Source organism: Bradyrhizobium ottawaense, assembly GCF_002278135.3.
Taxonomy (GTDB): Bacteria; Pseudomonadota; Alphaproteobacteria; order Rhizobiales; family Xanthobacteraceae; genus Bradyrhizobium; species Bradyrhizobium ottawaense.
In genome coordinates this window covers 126,743-148,534 of sequence record NZ_CP029425.2, presented here as the reverse complement: position 1 = coordinate 148,534, position 21,792 = coordinate 126,743, and the positions used below count along the sequence as shown (strand labels likewise).

Annotated in this window: 20 protein-coding genes; 11 read left to right on the top strand and 9 right to left on the bottom strand. The window is 61.2% G+C overall.

What is annotated here, in order from left to right; translation table 11 throughout:
• The first annotated feature begins 6 nt into the window (after positions 1-6).
• Positions 7-138, top strand: coding sequence for a hypothetical protein (locus CIT37_RS00655; RefSeq protein WP_275937774.1), 132 nt, complete (start codon positions 7-9; stop codon positions 136-138).
• Positions 139-465: 327 nt separating this feature from the next.
• Here CIT37_RS00655 and CIT37_RS00650 read toward each other — a convergent pair whose 3' ends face one another.
• The 5 genes from CIT37_RS00650 to CIT37_RS00630 all read right to left on the bottom strand — a co-directional run bounded on the left by CIT37_RS00650 (position 466) and on the right by CIT37_RS00630 (position 4,434).
• Positions 466-1,875, bottom strand: coding sequence for a hypothetical protein (locus tag CIT37_RS00650; RefSeq protein WP_095424867.1), 1,410 nt, complete (start codon positions 1,873-1,875; stop codon positions 466-468).
• A 10-nt stretch (positions 1,876-1,885) separates the two neighbouring features.
• Positions 1,886-2,365, bottom strand: a complete 480-nt coding sequence (locus tag CIT37_RS00645; RefSeq protein ID WP_244611348.1) for a hypothetical protein — start codon at positions 2,363-2,365, stop codon at positions 1,886-1,888.
• A gap of 316 nt (positions 2,366-2,681) precedes the next feature.
• On the bottom strand, positions 2,682-3,380 hold the full coding sequence (locus CIT37_RS00640; protein WP_095424869.1) for a hypothetical protein: 699 nt from the start codon (positions 3,378-3,380) through the stop codon (positions 2,682-2,684).
• 23 nt (positions 3,381-3,403) lie between these two features.
• Positions 3,404-4,015, bottom strand: coding sequence for a recombinase family protein (locus CIT37_RS00635; RefSeq protein ID WP_095424870.1), 612 nt, complete (start codon positions 4,013-4,015; stop codon positions 3,404-3,406).
• Positions 4,012-4,434 (bottom strand): hypothetical protein, encoded by a 423-nt coding sequence (locus CIT37_RS00630; protein ID WP_095424871.1) that lies wholly within the window; start codon positions 4,432-4,434, stop codon positions 4,012-4,014. Before CIT37_RS00630 ends, CIT37_RS00635 begins: the two co-directional genes overlap by 4 nt.
• A 729-nt stretch (positions 4,435-5,163) precedes the next feature.
• On the opposite strand from CIT37_RS00630, the gene CIT37_RS00625 reads away from it, so the two are divergent.
• Entirely contained in the window at positions 5,164-6,351 is a 1,188-nt protein-coding gene (locus tag CIT37_RS00625; protein ID WP_161966302.1) for an XRE family transcriptional regulator, read from the top strand.
• Between the two features lie 3 nt (positions 6,352-6,354).
• Complete coding sequence (locus CIT37_RS00620; RefSeq protein ID WP_095424873.1) at positions 6,355-6,822, top strand: DUF4411 family protein; 468 nt, start codon at positions 6,355-6,357, stop codon at positions 6,820-6,822.
• Positions 6,823-7,201: 379 nt separating this feature from the next.
• Here the strand turns inward: CIT37_RS00620 and CIT37_RS00615 are convergent, their stop codons facing one another.
• The 4 genes from CIT37_RS00615 to CIT37_RS00600 form a co-directional block, all read right to left on the bottom strand.
• Positions 7,202-9,532 carry an AAA family ATPase gene (locus tag CIT37_RS00615; RefSeq protein ID WP_095424874.1) on the bottom strand — a complete coding sequence of 777 codons (2,331 nt, stop codon included), beginning with the start codon at positions 9,530-9,532 and terminating at the stop codon, positions 7,202-7,204.
• A gap of 731 nt (positions 9,533-10,263) precedes the next feature.
• A complete protein-coding gene (locus CIT37_RS00610; RefSeq protein WP_244439204.1) occupies positions 10,264-10,695 on the bottom strand; it encodes a lysozyme inhibitor LprI family protein in 432 nt (143 codons plus the stop codon).
• Positions 10,696-11,114: 419 nt separating this feature from the next.
• A complete protein-coding gene (locus tag CIT37_RS00605) occupies positions 11,115-12,386 on the bottom strand; it encodes an MFS transporter (protein ID WP_038972315.1) in 1,272 nt (423 codons plus the stop codon).
• A 358-nt stretch (positions 12,387-12,744) separates the two neighbouring features.
• Complete coding sequence (locus CIT37_RS00600) at positions 12,745-13,155, bottom strand: hypothetical protein (protein WP_152036308.1); 411 nt, start codon at positions 13,153-13,155, stop codon at positions 12,745-12,747.
• Between CIT37_RS00600 and CIT37_RS00595 the strand changes: the two genes are divergently transcribed.
• The 8 genes from CIT37_RS00595 to rpoN all read left to right on the top strand — a co-directional run bounded on the left by CIT37_RS00595 (position 13,154) and on the right by rpoN (position 21,702).
• Entirely contained in the window at positions 13,154-14,317 is a 1,164-nt protein-coding gene (locus tag CIT37_RS00595) for a hypothetical protein (protein WP_038972322.1), read from the top strand. The genes CIT37_RS00600 and CIT37_RS00595 overlap by 2 nt on opposite strands.
• A 20-nt stretch (positions 14,318-14,337) precedes the next feature.
• Entirely contained in the window at positions 14,338-14,892 is a 555-nt protein-coding gene (locus CIT37_RS00590) for a hypothetical protein (protein ID WP_244611347.1), read from the top strand.
• A 229-nt stretch (positions 14,893-15,121) separates the two neighbouring features.
• Positions 15,122-16,423, top strand: a complete 1,302-nt coding sequence (locus CIT37_RS00585; protein WP_244611346.1) for a UbiA family prenyltransferase — start codon at positions 15,122-15,124, stop codon at positions 16,421-16,423.
• 103 nt (positions 16,424-16,526) lie between these two features.
• Positions 16,527-17,141 (top strand): ribonuclease D, encoded by a 615-nt coding sequence (locus CIT37_RS00580; protein ID WP_018323452.1) that lies wholly within the window; start codon positions 16,527-16,529, stop codon positions 17,139-17,141.
• Between the two features lie 159 nt (positions 17,142-17,300).
• Entirely contained in the window at positions 17,301-18,035 is a 735-nt protein-coding gene (lptC, locus tag CIT37_RS00575) for an LPS export ABC transporter periplasmic protein LptC (protein ID WP_028139456.1), read from the top strand.
• Between the two features lie 4 nt (positions 18,036-18,039).
• Entirely contained in the window at positions 18,040-18,753 is a 714-nt protein-coding gene (locus CIT37_RS00570) for an LptA/OstA family protein (RefSeq protein ID WP_038950979.1), read from the top strand.
• Between the two features lie 222 nt (positions 18,754-18,975).
• Positions 18,976-19,980, top strand: coding sequence for an LPS export ABC transporter ATP-binding protein (gene lptB, locus CIT37_RS00565; protein WP_028139458.1), 1,005 nt, complete (start codon positions 18,976-18,978; stop codon positions 19,978-19,980).
• A 90-nt stretch (positions 19,981-20,070) separates the two neighbouring features.
• Positions 20,071-21,702: an RNA polymerase factor sigma-54 gene (rpoN, locus tag CIT37_RS00560; protein WP_038950982.1), complete on the top strand. Its 1,632-nt coding sequence runs from the start codon at positions 20,071-20,073 to the stop codon at positions 21,700-21,702.
• Positions 21,703-21,792 lie beyond the last annotated feature (90 nt).

The window sequence follows — 21,792 nt, the reverse complement described above, 5'->3', positions numbered from 1 at the left end:
TAAGGCATGAACGAGCCTGAGCCCGAGAAACGCCCGACGCCCAAGCCGACGCGCATGGAGGAGGCTCGACGCATCATTGAGGAGTATGCCGACGACCTCCGCGAGATCATCAGGAAGCTGCGTCAGAGGATCAATTGAGACCGGCGTGGTCCGCCCACATGGTTCGGCCCTATGAAGGAGACCGAAGGGTTAGTCTTAGGGTTGTCCTTTGAGGGGGCCATGTAGGAGGGGTGGTGGTCACTCACCCGAGCTTGAAGGTGACCTTCAGGGCTGGTGAAGGGTGGTCCTTAGAGGCCGCACTAGGGGTCACAATGGAAGAGGGGTGGTGTCGCCCTTTCACTTGAAGGTAGCCGAGAGTCTCCTGCGATGAACCTGCGAATTTGAATCCTCTGAGTTCCCCCCTTCGAGCTGCTATAGAGGAACGGTAAGCTGAACCGTCGCGACTTAAAACAAAACACGCGTCATTCATCTCACGGCGAATTGAATTTCAACCGGGACATCGGCGCCGATAGCCCGCCTAGCCTCTGCCCGCATTACTGTCGCCGCCACTTCTACGTCGCTTCTAGGCACGGCCACGGCGTCGTGAATTGGAAGAGAAAACACGCCGCGCCTGAATAAGGCCAGCGTTACAGCCACAATAAGATCACCTTCAATCCGCATGAAGCGGAGGCCGTGCCCCCGTTCGAATAAATGAGCGATCGGCGCATGCTTGTCTTTGATTGCTTGAATGGCGTCGCTAGGCTTTGTTCCTCGCTGAAAGGCGCTGCGTATTTGGGCCACCTCGGCAAGCGTTGCACCCGGCCATTGTTTGAGCGGTGCCCTTCGAAAGAAAAGTGCGTTGACCAATTTTTTGCGGGCGTCGCGTAGGGGCTTCCAGCCCGGCCTAAGGGTGTCCTGCCCGGTTAGGTCGTAGAGGTCGCCAGGCTCTGGCGTTGAACCAGCCTCGGCATATGCAATCCGAAGAAATACCTGGCCGTAGTCGACCAGACCGATATCCTGACCCGCGATGCGAAGGTGCTTGAACCGGTCCGGCCTTGGCATGGTCTGCCAAAAACCGCCGAATAGTCTACCGCCTTCGTGCCACGAGCCGTTGAAAATCCGCCTTAGGCTCAGGTGGTGCAATGTCATCAAACTCGCCATCGCCGCTCCGGGACGTTCGCTGACATGCGCCATCGCGGTTCGATAGCATTCGATAGGTGCTTCGAGGATTGCTGCGTTGATGCTCCGCACATCTTCAGCAAGCGAATCGAGCCGCTCTTTATCCATGGCGCTCGCGCTGCGAGTTGGGATCGCATCGGTATCAAGATCCTCGGTCGGCTTGTCTCTGCTACCGCTCTTGAGGACCAACACCTCAGTATTGTTTTCAAGTCGTAACGCACTCCATTTGATCCGCCCCAACGACAAGCGCTCACGAAGTCTCGGCGTGGCTTGGATCGTCGTGGGGCCGCGATAGGGGTAGCCCTTTACTTTGGTAATGAGCCCCAGCCCGATCATCAGGTCTATCACTTTGCGAGCGGGCTTGCCGAAGATCGGAGTAAGCCGCGAAGCGCAGTTAGCCAACGTGATCGCAAGGGGTCTTTCGGGAGCAGCCAGCGAAACCGCCAGTAGATTGCACGCTATGCACTCAATGGCGAGGTGGAACGTGGCTGCATCTCTCGGTCGGCGGCGGCGTTGTCTTGGCGGCTCTTGCTTCGTCAGCAATTCGATGAGCCGGGCGACCTCTTGCTGCAACGAAGGGGAGGCGGCACGCCAGCGGGGCTCGCAGCGAATCGGGACCAGCCGGCGCCGCTTTGGGCCCGGCGTGATGTGATCGGGCAAGGCCTTCAAGATGTGTGCACCGCCACTGCCGGAGGTGATCTCTCGCGAAAGTGCCATCGGGGAAACTTCATAGGTGGGCGTGAGGGCCGGCCGCAGTGGCGAATTTCAGCGAGTTGGTAGTGGCAGGGTGGGCGCCGTATCTAGCAACCTTGAGCGCAAGCACCCCAGCTAAGTGCTTCTCGATTACCCACTCACTCTCGCGCTCGATCATTTCACCGAGATAGCGCAGCACGCGGCCGGCACTTCGCGGATAGGCTTGAATCGCAGCGCGGCGAACTCGGCCATCTGCTCCGATAAACGTCCAGGGCCGGTAAACACTGGCGAGTCGATGACAGCCTTTGGCAATGGCCACGATGCGCCATTCCCTGATCCGGTGAACGACCTGAGGGGCCTCTTCAATAAGCGAGTGCACAGCGATCGTGATGGCAAGAAGCCGCTCGGGATGGATGCCAGCTTCACGGAGCCTCGCTAACGCGATTCTGGCGCGGCGCTCTGCGGGAAGGCCACGGAGCCGCGACCCGATCTCGGCCGGACCAGCCGACGCCATGAGAACTCCAAGGGCGGTAAGCGCGTGGCTGACGTAAGGATCAGCACGATTCAAGCGGATGAACGAACGAGCCGCTCGAACATAGGGCCTGAGGGCAGTAGCCGCCGGGGTTGCACACCATGCAGACCCATGCCGCTGCCGGTGAAGCAAATGCTTGCGGCAAAGGGTGGCGCTCAATCCCTGTTTCGCGGCGCGTGCTGTCGACCGCCCACACCCGATGATAGTGCATCTGAGAAAGTGATCGTCGGCGTCTGAGCTAACACGCGCCCTGAGCTTGCCGATGCGCTTACGCCGCCCGTGCGGGGAGCGGGCCATCTTACTGACCGGCCTTCAGGTCATGAAGTGCACTGTGCATCGCATCAGCAACAGCTAACGCGCGGCGCAGGAGTGCCTCATAGTCCGCGACATTCAGGCCCAGCAATCTGTCTGCGCCATGGGTTGCTAGTTGCCGCGCGAAAAGCTCAACGGCAAATGCGATGGAATCCTCGCGCCCACGAGAGTGAGACCGCGTCTTCTGTCCCAGCTTTCTGACGACGCGCTTGGCGATCGCTTTAAGGCCGGCGCGGCGATAGTCGAGATGGGCGTCCGGGGTCCTGCGTGTTTGTCGGACATCCGACCCTGGCGGCGGATTCATGATGATTCGGCGAAGGGAGTGATTGCCCACCTTCCCGACGAGACCGACATACGCAAGGAAGTAGTAACGAGCGTATTTCGAGCGGTCGAATCGGAAGCGAGCACCAGCTAACAACATCACCAGCATCAACGCATAATCCCATGGATCGAAGTATCGCTCCCTTCGCTCCTCATCCGGTGCATCAAGGTCCTCGATTTTGGCGGCAACGAATGGAGTTCCGAGATTAAATAGATCTTCCCCATCAGCTCTTGCCTCAAGGATGCAGCCAAATGGCTTGGCAAGGAGACTGGCGTCGGGCAGCTCTTTGCGGCGGCCCGCCCGGAACTCTTCGGCTTGGCCTAGATAGTCCAGACATCGTTTAAGGATCGCATCCGCGTCCACGGTATTTACTCGAGCTAGCACATTCATTCTGCTGCACTCACGCTTGTTGCTTGGTGGTCACGAACCCGGAGCACCGTTCCCACCCCGACATGGAGACTTCGCGCGATGCGCCGAACGCCTTGCCCTTCGGCGAGGAGCGACCTGATGCTCGCTTCCTTTCCATCGTCTATAGGCTTCCGGCCCAACTTGGTGCCGGCGGCCTTTGCTCTCGCTAGGCCTGCGATCACGCGCTCGCGGATCACCGCACGTTCAAATTCTGCGAAGACGCCCAGCATCTGAAACATCGCCTTGCCGGACGAAGTGGAAGTGTCGAGGCCCTGCTGATGCAGGAACAAGTCGACGCCCTTTGCGTGCAGGTCCTTCAGCACCTCAATGAGGTCGATCAGCGATCGACCCAATCGGTCAACGGACCATGCAGCCACGATGTCAATCTCGCGTCGATTGACCGCTTTCATCATGGCAGCCAGAGCGGGCCTGTGGTCGCGCCCTTTGGAGCCCGAGACGCCTGCGTCTTCGAAGACATGCACGACCTGCCACCCGCTGCGCTCGGCTACTGCCATAAGCTCTCGCCGTTGGTTTTCTGTGGTCTGCTCCGCGGTGGAGACACGAAGATAAATCGCGACACGCTTGTTCATGATTCGCTCGCCCCCTGCGTCTTGCGGAGGTGATCGATCAGGTGTTCCTCGCCGGTGTCTGGATCACGATACTTCCAGTTCAGCCAGGCATTCTCCTGCTTCCCGTTGTTGATCGCTTGGCTGAGCTTGTGAAGGGAATGAAACGACTGGCCGGTGGCCCTCACGAACCATCTGTCGAGATGAGCAACGGCTTCAACTTTATGCCCCTTATAGGTCCGATAAATCTCCCTTCCCTCCGGAAAGTGCACCCCGCTTCGTTCGTCATAGAAGCCTCCTCGGCGGCCGCCCGTGACCTCGGGAGCGGTTTGGGCTGGAAGACCGAGTATCCGCCGCAGGATCGCGTCTTCGGATTCCTCGCCTTCCTTACGGGCCTGCCAAATGGCGGCGAACACGTCGGTCGTTATCGGGATATTGCGCATTGCTAACTCCAAATCTGCAAATCTTACTACCAGCAAGTTTTGTAGTAATCAACAGCTTCTGAGCTGCCGAAGTTGTTCTAAAAACAAGTGTTTTCTGAACCTCAGGGGGAATTGAAAAAAACGCAGGAAAATCAGCGCTGGCCTAAGGCCGCTTAGAGCAGGGTTTTCGGAACCCTTGCTGGCTAGGAGGAAGGGCCAATGCCCCGGCTCGATCAGGCGGGCGCAACTCAACGACATCAAGTCGTCGCTCGTGGGAATGCCCTGGAGACAAGCTGGGGGTGGGGGACGGGGGAAATCGCCGCGCCGCTGACACGAGGTCACCCGTTAGATTTGTGACCCTATATTATTCCGCCCGGTGCGCGGTGCGGCCTCTGCCTTAATTCTTCTTTCTAACTGCGAAAAAAGCGGCAAGCGCAACTAAGCTCAGCGCCGCCGAGACGAGCAACACCTCGCTTCCCATCCAATCAAGATACCGAATGCCAGCGGAGCAGTGGTTGTGCGATGCGCGATTGGCGCTGCCGGAACCCCAGGTCTGTAGGCGTAATTATCTGGCCGTAAATCGACAATGGCACTTTGCCTAGCGCGATTGTCAGAACGCCATTTCCCGACGCGTGTAGGAAAGCGAACTTGCAGCGCCGCCCCATGCAGGCCAGCCGGGCATTTGGCTGAAACTTCTTCACGATTGTATATTATAGAGAATTCTCAAAGGCAGAGAGAATGGCAACTCGCGTGAAAGCTCTGATCGCCCCAGCCCTCGTTACATGGGCAAGGGAGACGGCTGGCTTTTCGCTGGCTGAGGCTGCTGATCGCCTAGACATTGACCAAGCGAAGCTGACGGATTGGGAAGACCCTGACCGCGAAGAGTCGCCGTCGATCCCGCAACTGCGGAAAATGGCTGCCCTATTTAAGCGCCCGTTGGCTGTTTTTTACCTGCCGGAGCCTCCGAGCAGATTTGAGGTGATGCGCGACCTCCGGAGATTGCCCGGAACAGGTCTGCGTCATTTATCACCCGCCCTACAACTGGAAATCCGCGCAGCAACGGAGCGCCGCGAACTTGCGCTGGAGCTGGCAGCCGACCTAGACCAAGAATTCCCAAAGTTTACCTTGCAAGCGGACATCAGCGAAGACCCTGAATTGGTAGGTCAGCGCGTTCGCGACGCGTTAGGTGTGACTGATGATTTACAAATTCACTGGCGGGATGCCGACGGCCGCACTGGGTTCAATGCTTGGCGCAGTCGCATTGAGGCAACGGGCACTTTGGTCTTCCAAACAACGGCATTAGCTAGTGAAGAGGCGTCAGGCTTCGCGATATTTGCCGGTGTCTCACCCGTCATCTCCGTAAATCGCAAGGATGCGCTCACGCGGCGCACATTTAGCCTGCTTCACGAATTCGCGCATCTAATGGTTCGCGTCAGCGGCGTCTCTAATTTGGAGACAGACGAGAGGCGACCCCCGGAAGATCAGCGGATCGAGGTTTTCTGCAATCACGTTGCTGCGGCAGCCTTGATGCCTAAAGATGCTTTGCTTGCGCAGCCAGGCGTTACGGAGCAAGGAGCCCGTTCCGAAGAATGGGGTGATGCGCAGGTTAGCGAGCTAGCTCGGCGCTTCAATGTCAGCCGTGAAGCTGTGTTGCGAAGGCTGTTAGTGTTCGATCGAACGACCCAGGCATTTTATGAGCGCAAGCGGGCTCAATACATTGCGGAGTATCGGGCGCAGCAGTTACGTCAGCGAGAGCAGGCCAAAGAGATAAAACGCAACATGCCGACGGAGACGGTGAGCCACTTCGGCAAGCCTCTCGTTCGTATGCTCCTGAATAACTACCGTCAGGACCGAATGACGCTTAGCGCGATTTCGGGCTACCTCGGATTGAAAGTGAAGCACATCCCGAAGCTGTCAAAAGCGGCCGGATTGGGATAGCGCATGGCCGGTCAGGTCTACAGCATCGATAGCAGTTCGCTTATCCACGCTTGGCGGCGCATCTATCGACCGAAGAACTTCGGCTTTGTGTGGGATGGATTCGACAGGTTGATAGCTGAAGGCCGACTAAAGGCTTCAATTGAAGTCTACAACGAGCTTCAGAAAAAAGACGACGAACTCTTCGTTTGGTGCAAAGAGCGCAAAGAGACACTGTTCGTTGAAATTGATGATGCCACTCAGGAAGCCGTCGCAAAGATTATGGCCGAGCATCCCAAGATAGTGGACACAACCAAGGGCAGATCGGGCGGTGACCCCTTCGTGATAGCGCTTGCGGCCAGCACAACCCCTCGGATGATGGTTGTGACTGAAGAGTTTCCGGGGAAGGAACGTATCCCGGATGTTTGCGATGCGCAGAAGATCGATCATTGCGGCGTGGCTGACTTGATCGAGCGAGAGGACTGGACCAGTTGAGGCAGCGGGCACGCGCGTAGAGCGCGCCGCAATGCGGCCGCCTCGAACTAAGCGGTTCCGCTTGGCGGCAACTTCGTTTCGTGACCCATAGCAGGCGTTCAGGCCGTCCGACCGGCTAGCGAGATCAAGCGTTCGCGGGTTTTACTTGCGGGTGGACACCCAATGGCAGGCAGCAACTCGGCTCTTCACCGTAGTTCTCTCTGTGGTAATTCGTGAAAAACTTAGTGCCGGTGGCCGAGCTGTTGCCGCACCATTCGCAGAACGTGAACGTTGAGCGGCGCACTGAGTTTGTTTTCAGAGTTCGGAGAATGGGCGCGGGGGGAAAGCAGCTAGCCGCCGCCACGAAGGAGACCCTCAGGCAATTCCGGCTGCTTGTCAGCTACATTTTCCACCGGATAGCATCGCAGTCACATCTTAGATGATGATCATTGACGGCTGCATTCCAAACGGGATGCTCGCAGGTCTCGCAGTTGAGTGACGCTATGGCTGCCTCGCAAGCATCGATCAAACGCTCAGCCTCTCCCTTCGAGACGTAGCGCCCATGAGTTCCGGCGTTGGCAAATGGAAGCAACAGTCCATGTGCTGCTTTGGCTTTCTGTGTAGGCACATCCCAAGCCGTGTATTCGTCACCGCTTTTCCTTCGCATTTTGCGTTCGCAATCTTTTGAGAGCCGTTCCAGCAAATCGCCAGCGAATCTGAGGTCATTTTTCGGTCCTTTTATGAAGGGCACTAAAACACCGAGCACCTCGGCAATTGCTGCTAGCTGCGTGTCCATTACTGCCCGTGCCTTTGCGGCAGCACTCGCGGGATCGCTCTCTAGGAGCTCTCTAGCCAAATCAAATCCCCCGGCGTTGGTCGCCCAGCGAATCCCGACAGCTGGCTCTTTCCAAGGCAACAGAATCTTAAAGCGCCAAAGTTTGGCCGCGAGGCGGGTTCGAAGCTCTACGAACCAATCGTAGTCGTGCGTAAAGATAAAAATCTGTCTGTCGGAGAACTCTTGAGAAAGGAGGTCCGTCACATAACTTCGGTGCTCTCGATCAAAGCTACTGACGACGTCATCCAATACAAGTGGACCGTCCTTGCCGTCGCGCTTCGCGAGGGCGAGAAAAACGCAGAGACCCAAACTGTTTCGGTGACCTTCTGACAGGGTCAGTCGGGGGCTCAGCTGCTCTCTTCCATAGAACCGCAGTGCAATATCAAGGGCTTTGTCTAGGCCGTCCGGCTGGTAGAGATGAACGCCGTCTATTGGCTCCGCAGGATGCAGAACGGCCCACATGATTTGAATATCGTCGCTTATGTCTTTAACAACCGATTTCGTTTGAGCTTTAATTTCTTCGCGTGTTTCGTTCTCCATTCTCGTGATGAAGTTCGTGAGCACACCGATTTGCTCAATCCTGGATTTGAGCCTCAGTATCTCAGGGAAGTGGCTCGCAGCTTCGAGCATCCCCAGATCGGCCACGAGCTTCTCTATGGAGGGTGGGACGTGGTTTGCTGCTTTCTCAAGCTCATCTGCGATGCAGTGGATGGTTTTAGTGAACACCGTAGAGGATGCGTCTAGCTTGCCCTCTCGGAGCGCGTCGATCTGCAGAGCGCGAACCTGGCTAACGTGTTCCTTAATGTGCCCGGCAGCGACTGCACTGTGCCAACCCTCCAGTTCGGGGCGGCCGAGGCAGCTTTGAACAATAGCGATGCTATCCGCAAGCAAAGTCAGAGCCGCGTTTCGCTCGCCAAAGATCGCGATAGCCGCCTCCAGCCGCAACTTCTCACGGGCGACGTGGGCCTTTAGATCGCTAGCTAGGACGCTCTGTCCGCATGCGGGACAATCGACGGAGCCATCGGCGTTAAGCTGTTCTGCATATATGTAGGTGCTCTCAAGGATGGAGAGCCGAGTCTCGATAAGCGGTTCGGAAAGCTTCAGCGCTTCACCTGCCAGACGCTGAACTTCGCTGAGACGGTTCTTAAGCGGCTGATCGGCGGCCGTCCTAATTGCCAAGTGAGCTGCCTGTTCGGATTGGAGACCACTTACGACCTTGTCTAGCACCGGCCTGAGTTCATTCACCAATGCCTTTAGGCTGGTCGGTTCTGACCCATTCGGCATATGTGCACGATAGATGGCCTTTAGCTTCTCCTTTACGATCTCCCAATCATCCGATCCGAACTTTGCTTGCCAATCGCGCTCTAATTGCGAGAGGCGATCTTGGAGCCGAGTATAGCTCGCAATCTCGGAGACCTTGCGCCCGAGAGCCCTGAGATTGACGGCGACGTTCTCTAAAGGGCTCAGCCCGAGCAACGGCAGCAAGACAGAATACTTATCGCCTGCGCTTGCCTTGATGAATTCGCTCACTTCGTCCTGCCGTAGGATGATACGGCGAGAATTCCAGTTCGCTATGATCTCCCGGTTGGAGACAATGCAAGCGCCGTTCGGAGCAATGGTCCCTTTAATCGAGACACCTTTAAAGCGTAGCTCAACGTGTCGATCTGCGTCCGGCGCGGCTCCGATGTTGATAACTCCCAGTTCTTGCCTGCGGCCACTGTAAGTGTGGGCGAGATGCTGAAGCCTGCCTTGAGAAAGCAGATATTCGATGCCGTCAACGAATGACGACTTCCCTGATCCGTTCGGTCCGTGAACTACGATGCTCTTTTTTTGCGTCTCCAGCGAAACCTTGGCTGACGCGCCCCGAAACCAGCTAAGCGCAATTTCTTCGAGCATCAGGCTTCCCCAAGGCTTTTCAGCAACTGCTCTGCTAGGACTGCCAACCCTCCGTGGGAAAGTCTGCGTTCTGCCAGAGGCCCCCGCATTTCGTTTTGGAGAAGAGCCGCTGTCTTAGCCGGGATGGGCATGTCCGAAATGGCGGTAACCATCCTGCTAGCGATCCAGTCAGGCTCAGCTATCTCGGGCTCGCGCGCCAAATGACTTGGCCCAACTTCGTCTTCCGACACGTCCTGCTCCCCCACCCATGCCCTTTGATTCTCAGAGGATGAGTATACGGAAAATTGAGCGAAGAAGATCAAACAACTCCGGCCCCGGTTTGTCGCGTGAACAAGACTGTGTAACAACGCCTCGACAGCGTGAGTAAAAACCCATAAAGATCAGCGGCTTGCAGTTTTGCCAAGGCAATCCTTTCCTGGGCACCACCCCCAACCCAAGTGGTTGAAATCGCTCATTTGCAGGGAATTTGAGCCGCTGACCGGTACACAAAACCGAGGCACAGCGCTCATGGCGTACCGAATGGCCTAGATCGATCGTCGGGTCGACTCAGATCGCCGGCGAGCTTGAGGCGGCTGGCTTTGTCAGTCGCTTAGGCAAGCGCTACGCGCCGACAGCCGTTGCCCGGGTGCCAGGTGAGCTACGAACGACGTCCACTGCGCTCGCGGCCGAAGCCGTCGTCGCTAGGTGGGAAAAGGTCGGCAAAGCTGATGACCCCAAGAGCCTGAGAGGTCTCAGTGCTCGTTGACCGCGGCGCCGAGCTTGATCAGGCTCAGCGAGCGGTTCGCGGTCTCACGCAGGCGGCAGTAGCTCGCGCCGCCCCGGTACATGCCGGGGTCGACCTGGTCGAAGGCCGCGCAGAGGCGATCACGCGACGCGGCGAAAGTTTTCTGCGAGTCGTTGGCCGCCTTGATCACGTCGGCGAATCCACCAGCCTGAACCTTCTTGAGCGCCTCACTGGTTTTTTGCGTCCAAACGGCGAGTTCGCGCGCCGCGCAGGCTTTCCATTTGGCGACATCGTCATTCGCGCCCTCTGCCGCTTTGATGCAGGGGTCGGCGACGAGCCCGACGCACGCGCTGCCGAAACCGCCGGCTTTCTCCGCGGTCTTCAGGCAGGCATCGATCACTGCAAGGTCGGCTGGCGCGGTGCCCTGGGCGAAAGCCATCGATGCGAGCGGGAGGCTAGCGGCGAGCATCGCGGCGGCAAGTTTAAGCTTCATTGGAGATCTCCGTTCGCGCATCGACCGGCCGGTGTGGCGGAAGGGCCGGACGGCGAGTGGGAAGGGGGAAACGAGGGGGGTATGCGGCTTCGGCTACGCCCTCTCCAATCAATGCCTTTGAATGCGCCTTGACCTGACTAACGAGATTTTCGACCAAAACGTGATACATGCAACTTTGGTCATCGAAGGCCCAGTGTCGGTTCACCTTAATGTGGAACAGGAGCTACGCTGACGACTAATAACGGCGGGACCGGTTAAGGCACGCACTGGCTATCGCGTCCCAACGCGCAAGAGCGCCGTGGGCGGCGTCCTGATCGTCACGCATGCGATGCACGGTCTGCCGGCTCAGTCGCCTTTGCTGCCCCTCATACCACCCTTTTCCCCGCCCGCTCCGCCACCGCCTTCTGCACAAAATACATCGCGACCAGCGAGACGATCGCAGAGGCGACGACGACGTAGCCGATCCGGTCGAAATGGATCAGCGAGCCGTCGGGTGCTTGCGCGATGATCGCGCCGGCGAGCACCGAGCCGAGCCCGCCGGAGAGCTGCTGCAGCGAGGCGCTGACCGCGCTGAAGGAGCCGCGCTGGTCGGGATCCGGGATTGCGGACATCAGGGCCTGCGACGGGATCATGCGCGAGAAGATGCCGACGAACATCAGCACGTTGACGAGGATCGCCGTCGTAAGCGCGACGTGGCCGAGATGGGTGTAGATCAGCACCATGATGACGGACACCACGCTGCCGAAGACGAAGGTCGGATATTTGCCGAACGCATCGCTTGCCCTGCCGACCAGTGGCCCCGTGACGATGCTGAACAGGCCGGAGACGAGATAGATCGTCGGCAGATGCGTGATGTCGATGCCGAGATTGTGCACGGTGAAGGCGCTGGAGAACGGCATCAGCATATAGCCGCCGGTCGCCAGCAGCGTCGTGACGGCGAAGGCCAGCGTATAGCGCGGCTGTCCGATCGTCGCGATCAGATGGTGGAACGGGTTCTTGTCCTGCTTCGATTTCAGATGCGCGTCGACCGGCTCCATGGCGAAGGCGATGATGGCGATCGCCGCGATCGACACGATCACGATCGCAATGAAGCAGACGTGCCAGCTCCAGTGATTGGCGAGAAACAGCCCGGCCGGAATACCCAGAACCTGGCTCGCGGCGAACGCCGTCTGGACGAAGCCCATCACGCGGCCGCGCAGGTGCAGCGGGAATAGATCGGTGATGATGGCGAGCACCACCGAGCCGATCACGCCCCCGAACAATCCGGTCACGATCCGGCCGAGCAGCAGCACGTGATAATTCTGCGCGGCGGCGCAGAGCATGGTGCCGAGCGTGAAGCCGACATAGAAGAACAGCAGCAGGCGCTTGCGGTCGAAACGATCGGCAAAGCCGGCGGCCAGCACGCCCGAAATGCCCGCGCTGAACGCGTAGGCCGACACCGCGACGCCGAATTGCCCGGCCGTGATGTCGAGCGCGGGCATCAGGATGGCGCCGAGCGGCGACATGATGATGAAGTCGAGGATGATCGTGAACTGCGTGAACGCGAGCAGCGCAATGAGGAGCGCCTGATAGCGCGAGAAGCCGCGCTGGCGTCCTGATGGATCGTCGATCGGCGCGGCGAGCATCTGTTCGGTCATGGATCTCGATTCGTGGGTCGCGGGGAGCGAAACTGGCAGATGGGGTGGGCCCGCACGATTTCCACGGCGCGCGCGCCAGAGGCTCCGCCGAAACGGGCAGTTCGTGCGCCGTTGTGGGTTCCATGCAACAGCCGGGCATTCGGCAAACCGTCGCGAAACGAGTGCGCGGATTGAGAAGCCGGGACACCGGGCGGCCCCCATGAACATGGGAGGACGATAGGCCGCGCAGGCTTTCATGCATCGCGCCTCTTCCCAAAACCACGGGCCGCATGCTTTGAGAGTCGCCAAACGTCGATCGCGTTGGCGTGGCGGCGGCTTGGGGCTGGAAGTGAATTGGGGCTGGAAGTGACGGCGGTCTTCATTCTTCCTCTTCTTGCCTGTTGCGGGTTTGGAAGACGGGGTGGGGAACGAACATGACCATTTCATTGCGGGCGCCAGTCACCGCTTTTCTTGCAACGGCGCTCATTGCCTTGATCGCGGCCTGCGCCGGCGGGCCGGAAGCCCGGGCCCAGTTCGTGTGTGTGGATGGTGCCGCGTCTGAGCAAGGCGCCACGGCGGCCGGCTCAGGGGGCAATTTTGCCTGTGGGCCCTCCGCCTCCGCAGTGGGTGCGGGCAGCAACAACTCCGCGATCGGGGCCGGCGCTAACGCCAGCGGCGATAGCAGCTCCAATGGAGCGACGGGAAACAATGCCAACGCCAGCGGCAACAACAGCTTCAACAGCGCGACCGGGGTGGGAGCCATCGCCAGCGGTGATGGCAGCAAAAACATGGCGTCCGGAAACAACGCGAAAGCCGGCGGTGACAACAGCACCAATATCGCGGCCGGCGCCGGAGCCAATGCCAGCGGCAACAACAGCGGCAATCTTGCGTCCGGGCTGACCGCCCTGGCCAACGGAGACAACAGCAGGAACGTTGCGACAGGGCGCAGTTCCAATGCCTCCGGCAACAACAGCAGAAATGTTGCGAACGGGTTTGTCGCCAAGGCCTACGGCGACGCCAGCGCCAACACGGCGACGGGGAGCAACGCCAACGCCTTCGGCAACGGCAGCGGCAACATCGCGTCCGGCGTCAACTCCAACGCGACCGGCGACAACAGCTCCAATATCGCGACCGGCATGAATACCAACGCGAGCGGGTCCGGAAGCAACAACGTCGCCACCGGCAACGCCGCCATCGCGTATGGCGCCAACAGCTCGAACGCGGCGAGCGGCTATCTGGCGAATGCCAACGGCGCCAATTCGAGGAATATCGCCAACGGTGCGCAATCCAATGCCAGCGGCACCGGCAGCTTCAACATTGCGGTCGGAAACGGCGCCAACGCGAGCGGAAACGGTGTCGCGAACACTGCGGTGGGCAACGGCTCCAACGCGACCGGCGCAAATTCCTCGGCCTTCGGCAATGGCGCCTCCGCAACCTTCGCCAACTCCACCGCGATCGGCAACGGCGCCACCGCGACCCGCGCCAACCAGCAGGTCTACGGCACCGCGAGCAATACCTACACGATGACAGGCGTCACCTCGGCTGCGAGCGCGGCCGCGCAGTCCGGACCCGTGCAACTCGTCACCACGGACGCGGCCGGCAATCTCGCCTCCACCTCGCTCAGTGCACTCGGGTTTGCGAGCCCCGCGGATATCGCAAGCATCAACAGCCAGCTCGCAGGCATCAATGCCCGCCTCAACGACCTCGACGGCAGGACCGGCAAGGCGATCAACGGCGTCGCGATGGCCTTTGCGATGTCAGGCTCGCCCTGGCTGATGCCGTCCGAGAAGATCGCGATGAGCATGAACTGGGGTACGTTTCAGAACACCAATGCGCTCTCCATGAGTGCGGCGCTGCGCGTCAGCGAGCATGTGCAGGCCAGCGGCGGCCTGACCTACGGCACCAACGGCGGCGGATTGGGCGGCCGCGTCGGAATGCGCGTCGGCTGGTGATGTCAGGCTTTGGCAATTCGATGCAATTGATCGCGCGAGCCGTGACGGCACTGGCGCTGCTGCTGTGCTGCGGAAGCGACGGGGCGATGGCGCAGCAGAAAACGCCTGCGCAGGCTGCGGCTGCCGCGCTGCCGTCGCTGCCCGTCACACTGGAGCAGGCTCTCTATCTGATCCGCTCGACGCTGCTCACGCTCAACGATGCCAACCGCACGGGCAATTACACGGTGCTGCGCGACCTTGCTGCGCCCGATTTCCAGGCGCGCAACACCGCCGCCGATCTCGCGCTGAATTTTCTCGATCTGCGGCGCCGCAACTTCGATCTCTACGGTGCGGCATTGCTGGCGCCGCAATTCAGCGACGCGCCCGCGCTCGATCAGCGCGGAATGCTGCGCTTGGCAGGTTACATCCCGACCCGGCCGCAGCAGATCCAGTTCGATCTCACGTTTCAGACCGTGGCCGGGCAATGGCGTCTGATCGCCATCGCGATCTCTACGCCGGAAGCCGCATCCCCCCAGCCGCAAGCCCAGGTGACGCCCGTGAAGCCGGCTGTGCCTGCGCAGAAGAAGACGCCGTGAGCGTTTCTGAGCACTATCTCATTGATAAGACTTCGTTTGTCGCCGGATTGGCGGCCGCGCCCCACCCTGTTCTCGCTGCTCCTGGCAGCCCCGATTAAGCCGCCCTTAGCGAATGCTCCCCTAGTGTCCTGACCGTCCATTTCCCTGCTCCCCGGCCGGATGCCGGTCAGTTTGCGGCAAGTCAGAGCGTTTTCGGATGGAGCAGCCTGCCCGGCAGTATGATCCTGGCGTGCCCGAGCCGTTGGTCACGGCGGCGGCCACGCGGACGCTCGTCATCGATCTCGAAGGCGGCCTGCTGCGGTCCGAGTTGCTGATGGAGGCGCTGTTCTCCAGCCCCGGCCGCATGCTCGCCCGCTTCGGCGCGGGCGGACGACCGGGCATGGCGGCACTCACGGATATCCTGGCGCGCGCCGAGATCGACTACGCCCATCTGCCCTATGATTCCGACGTGTTGAACCGGGCGCTCGCTGCGCGGGCGCGGGGCGCGAAGATCTATCTGGTGGCTGGCCGCTTCGCCCACCACGCCGCCGGCATTGCCGCGCATCTCGGCTTTGACGGTGTCGTTGCGCCGGCTGATCTGGCTGCAGGCGAAAGCCTGCCGTTCGACCGCGGCGCCATCGAGCGCATCGAAAATCGCAGCCGCAACGCCAGCCTCAAGACCAGCCTCAGGACCTGGGCCAAGGCGCTGCGCGTCTATCAATACGCCAAGAACACGCTGGTGTTCGTGCCTGTCATCACCGCGCATCAGTTGAATTTTGCCAGCTTTGGCTCCGCGCTGCTGGCGTTCCTGGCGTTCTCGGCCTGTGCGTCTGGCGCCTATCTGATGAATGATCTCCTGGATCTCGCAGCGGACCGGCAGCATCCGACCAAGCGCCATCGCGCGCTGGCGGCCGGCGATCTGCCGATCTCGTCCGCGCTATCAGCGATCCCTGCATTGTGGCTGTTCGCGGTCGTGGCCGGCCTCTGCATCTCGCCTCTGTTTCTCGGCGTGCTCGGCGCCTATCTTGTCACCACCATCGCCTATTCGCTCGCGCTCAAGCGCAAGATGCTGGTCGACATCGTCACGCTCGCCGGTCTCTACACGCTTCGCATCGTCGCCGGCGCGGTCGGCGTCGGCGTGGTGCTATCGGAATGGCTGCTGATCTTCTCGCTCTTCGTGTTCACGTCGCTGGCGCTGATCAAGCGCTTCAGCGAGCTCAGCATGCGCGAGAGCGCCGGCCTTTCCGATCCTTCCAACCGCGACTATCGCGTCACCGATCTGCAAATCATCGCCGCGATGGCGGCGGCGAGCGCGATGAACGCGGTGACCGTGTTCTCGCTCTACGTCTCCTCGTCCGCGGTGACGCCGCTGTACAGCCGTCCCTGGATGCTGTGGCTGCTCAATCCGCTGCTGCTGTACTGGTTCGGCCGCGCCCTGATGATGGCGCATCGCCGCGAGATGCCCGATGACCCGATTCTGTACGCCTTCCGCGACGGCCCCAGCCGCATTGCGGTCGCGGCGATGATCTGCATCATGCTGGCGGCGATCTGAGGGAAGCCCGTGCTTGCGCAGCCCGCCGGCAATGGCTACATCGCGGGCAATCCGAATTCGCTATTTGCCGACGCACCGATTAGACCCGAGGTTTTGAAGCGCCATGACCGTACGCCTGCATCGCGGCGACCTGCCCGACCTGTCCCGCTACACCGGAGCGGTGGCGATCGACACCGAGACCATGGGGCTGAACCCGCACCGCGACCGGCTCTGCGTGGTGCAGCTCTCGCCCGGCGACGGCAGCGCCGACGTGGTGCAGATCCCCAAGGGACACACCGACGCGCCGAACCTCAAGGCGCTGCTGGCCAATCCCGCCATCACCAAGATCTTCCACTTCGCGCGGTTCGACGTCGCGGTGCTGTACCAGACCTTCGGCGTCATGACCGGCCCGATTTATTGCACCAAGATTGCCTCGCGCCTGACCCGCACCTACACCGATCGCCACGGCTTGAAAGACCTCGTGCGCGAGGTGCTCAATGTCGATCTCTCCAAGCAGCAGCAATCCAGCGACTGGGGTTCCGACAGCCTGACCGAGCCGCAGCTCGCCTATGCCGCCTCGGACGTGCTGCACCTGCATGCCTTGCGCGAACGGCTCGACGCCATGCTGGTGCGGGAGGGCCGCACCGCGCTGGCCAAAGCCTGTTTCGACTTCCTGCCGACCCGCGCCCTGCTCGACCTCCAGGGCTGGGCGGAGGAGGACATTTTCGCGCATTCCTGAGCCCTCGCCCGCCGGTTAGACTTCGGGCTGCGCCCCGTTTCGGACACTTTCGTGCGGCCTGTCCAAGCCTGATATGTACAAGGCTGCATATTGCGGCGGTCACGGGTACAATGGAGCGGCCTGCAACCCGGCCTGGCGAGCGGCACCTCAGGAGCTCAGGTGAATTCGGCCCACAATCCCACCTACGACGCCGCGCTTGCGGCGAAGTTTGCCAGCGCGGCGCGCCACAGCCGTCTGGTGCGGATTCTGCGCCTCGCGGTGCCGGCTGCAGTGCTGTTGTCGATGGCCGCGATCGTCGGCGTCTCGGTCTTCAATCCGTTCCGCATGCTGATGCCGAAGCTGCCGCTCGATTCCGGAAACCTGGTGGTGTCGGGCACCAAGATCACGATGGAATCGCCGCATCTGGCGGGCTACACGCCGGACCAGCGGCCCTACGAGCTCTGGGCCAAGACTGCGACACAGGACATCACCGATCCCGATCATGTCGATCTCTCCGACCTGCGCGCGAAAGTGCTGATGGAGGATCAATCCACCCTGTTCCTCGATGCCCGCACCGGCCGCTTCGACAACAAGCAGCAGCAGCTCGATTTGCACAAGGACATCTTCCTGCGCACCTCAACCGGCTACGAGGCCCGGCTGAACTCGGCCTTCGTGGACATGGGCAAGGGCACGGTCTCCTCGGACGAGCGCGTCGACGTCAAGCTGACCAACGGCACGCTGACCGCGGACCGCTTACGCATTACGGAAGGCGGCGACGTCATCCGCTTCGAAGGCAATGTGGTGATGCATCTGGACAAGCTGGATGACCCCGCCGCCGCTCAGCCTGCGCCGGCCGAGCCCGCGCCGGCGGCGCCGCCGGCCAAGTCAAAGAACAAATCTGCCAATTCAAAGTGATTTCATGATCAGGTCTTTTCCGCGCAACGACAACAAGCGCAGCGCCATCTTCAGTGCAGCTGCGCTCGCCGCCATTGTCGTGCTTGCTGCAACCGGCACCGCTTTTGCGCAGAGCACGATGCAGGGCGTGCCGAACGCGATGCAGGGTTTTTCGCAGAACCGTGATCAGCCGATTCAGATCGAGGCCGCCTCGCTCGAGATGCGCGACAAGAAGAAGGAGGCGACCTTCGCCGGCAATGTGAAGGTCGTCCAGGGCGACACCACCATGACCTCGAAAACCCTGGTGGTGTTCTACGAGTCGGGCGGCGACAAGCCCGCCACGCCGCAGCCTGCGGCCAAGGCGGCCAAGGGCGCGCCGATGCAGTCGGCGCAGCCGGGCCCCGGCGGCAGTTCCTCGATCAAACGGCTGGAGGCGCGCGGCAATGTCGTGGTCACCCAGAAGGACCAGGTGGTGACCGGCGAGACCGCCGTGTTCGACACCAGGACCAATCTCATCACCATGCTGGGCGGCGGCGGCCAGGTCGTCCTGACGCAGTGCAAGAACGTGCTGCGCGGCGACCGTTTGATGGTCGACATGACGACGGGCGTGTCGCGGGTGGAATCCGACAACGGCCGGGTTCAGGCCCTGCTGCCCCAGGGCGGCGGCAATGATTGCGGTTCGGGCAAGCCCGGCGGGGCGCCGCCTTTGCAATTGCCCGGCGCAACTAAACCGAAATGAATTCAACAGCTTGGTTCGGATGCGGCCGAACCGAGGTTGAAGCTTGGCCGGCGAGACTGTATCTAGCGCGCAGGGCTTTCGAAGCGGGGTCCGCCGCTTTTCGGGCGTGTTTCACTGGGCATGAGACATCCCTTCACTCATGCTGCACCGGCTAGTCGAACGACCGGTGCGGCAGATCGCGCGAATTCGCGCAGGATCGTCGCGAAAGGCTAAAAGGCGGGGATGGTCGATCTCTTCAGCATGTTCCGTCGGCGCCCCGCCAAGCGCGGCCGGCCAGGATTTGCGCGTCAGGACATCACCGCGCTCGGTGACGGCGTCGGCGGGCTTGTGACCAGCCCGATCCGGGACGCGCCGATGGCCCGCGACCAGGCGATCCATGCGCCCGATCAGTTCCCGGACGACTATCAAGGCGACTATCAAGCCGAGGCGCCGCGCCAGCCGGCAGTTCACCCCGTCAGGGCCGCCGCCAAGCCGAACGGCGGTGGGCCGCAGCTCCTGAAGCGGCCGGGCTTCCTGGCTGTGCATAGCGTGGAAAAGGCCTTCGGCAGCCGCCAGGTGGTGCGCGGTGTCAGCATCTATGTGCGCCGCGGCGAAGCGGTCGGCCTGCTCGGTCCGAACGGCGCAGGCAAGACCACCGTGTTCTACATGATCACCGGCCTGATCAAGGCCGATCGCGGTGCCATCGAGCTCGACGGCCACGACGTCACCAAGCTCCCGATGTATCAGCGCGCGCGGCTCGGCATCGGCTATCTGCCGCAGGAAGCCTCGATCTTCCGCGGCCTCACCGTCGAGCAGAACATCCGCGCCGTGCTCGAAGTGGTGGAGCCCTCGCGCAAGAAGCGCGAGCAGCAGCTCGATTCCCTGCTCGACGAATTCAACATCACGCGGCTGCGCAAATCGCCGTCGATCGCGCTGTCCGGCGGCGAGCGGCGCCGCGTCGAGATCGCGCGTGCGCTGGCGACGCGGCCGAACTACATGCTGCTCGACGAGCCCTTCGCCGGCATCGACCCGATCGCGGTCGGCGACATCCAGGACCTCGTCCGCCATCTCACCAATCGCGGCATCGGCGTGCTCATCACCGACCACAATGTCCGTGAGACGCTCGGCCTCACCGATCGCGCCTACATCGTCTATGCCGGTGAAATCTTGACCGAGGGGAGCCCGGATGAGATCGTCGCCGATCCGGACGTGCGCCGCCTTTACCTTGGCGAGGAATTCCGCCTCTAGCCCGTTTTTGGGTTTCGTCAAGACGTGTACATCGGGCCCGGACTAGGATAAGCAAAAATCGGACCAATTTTTGGGAACGGTTCTTGCTTCATGGCGCTCACGCAGAGATTAGAGTTCCGGCAATCGCAGTCGCTGGTCATGACGCCGCAGTTGATGCAGGCGATCAAGCTGCTGCAATTGTCCAATCTCGATCTCACGACCTTCGTGGAAGAGGAGCTCGAGCGTAACCCCCTGCTGGAACGGGCCAATGACGAGGCCCCCGCGGGCGAGGCCCCGGCCGAGGCCGGCCAGTACAGCGATGGCGAGGAGTCCGGCGGCCAGGGTGACGGTCAGGGCGACGATGGCTTTGGCGGCAGCGGCGAGGCCTTCGAGCCCGGCCAGGAAGAATGGATGAGCAAGGATCTCGGCACCCGCGCCGAGATCGAGCAGACCCTGGATACGGGCCTGGACAACGTCTTCTCCGAGGAGCCGGCCGAGGCCGCAGCGCGCAACGCCCAGGATGCAGCGCCGACCACCTATACGGAATGGGGCGGCGGTGCCTCCGGCGACGAGGACTACAATCTCGAAGCCTTCGTCGCCGCGGAAACCACACTCGGCGACCATCTGGCCGAGCAGCTCTCGGTGGCCTTCACCGCACCTGCCCAGCGCATGATCGGCCAGTATTTGATCGACCTCGTCGACGAGGCCGGCTATCTGCCGGGCGATCTCGGCCAGGCCGCCGAGCGCCTTGGCGCGACGCAAGCCGACGTCGAGGGCGTTCTTGCCGTGCTGCAAAAATTCGATCCGCCCGGGGTCTGTGCGCGCAATTTGAGCGAATGCCTGGCGATCCAGCTCCGCGAACTCGACCGCTACGACCCCGCGATGCAGGCCCTGGTCGAGCATCTCGATCTCCTGGCCAAGCGCGACATCGTGGCCCTGCGCAAGATCTGCGGCGTCGACGACGAGGACATCGCCGACATGATCGGCGAGATCCGCCGCCTCAATCCCAAGCCCGGCATGAAGTTCGGCTCGGCGCGTCTGCAGACCATGGTGCCCGACGTCTATGTCCGCCCGGGTCCCGACGGCGGCTGGCATGTCGAGCTCAACAGCGACACCTTGCCGCGCGTGCTGGTCAACCAGACCTACTATTCCGAGCTGTCGAAGAAGATCGGCAAGGACGGCGACAAGTCCTATTTCACCGACGCGCTCCAGAACGCGACCTGGCTGGTGCGCGCGCTCGACCAGCGCGCCCGCACCATCCTGAAAGTTGCAACCGAGATCGTGCGCCAGCAGGACGGCTTCTTCACCCATGGCGTCGCGCATTTGCGGCCGCTGAATCTAAAGGCCGTCGCCGACGCCATCCAGATGCATGAATCCACGGTGTCGCGCGTCACCGCCAACAAGTACATGGCGACAAATCGCGGCACATTTGAGCTGAAATATTTCTTCACCGCCTCGATCGCCTCGGCCGACGGCGGCGAGGCGCACTCCGCCGAAGCCGTGCGCCACCACATCAAGCAGCTGATCGATTCGGAGGAGCCCGCGGCGATCCTGTCGGACGACACCATCGTGGAACGCTTGCGCGCCTCGGGCATTGATATTGCCCGCCGCACGGTCGCGAAGTACCGCGAAGCCATGCGCATTCCTTCCTCGGTGCAACGTCGCCGCGACAAGCAGAGCGCTCTTGGTAACGTCCTCTCTACCGCCTTGTCCGATCGTTCCCGCAACACCGAACCGGCCTGATTGCGCTGGCGCGAAATCGCGCTACTCTCGACCTCCCGTCGAGACGGATCCAAGCACGCGCATGATCCGGAAAAGTGTCCAGCGGTTTTG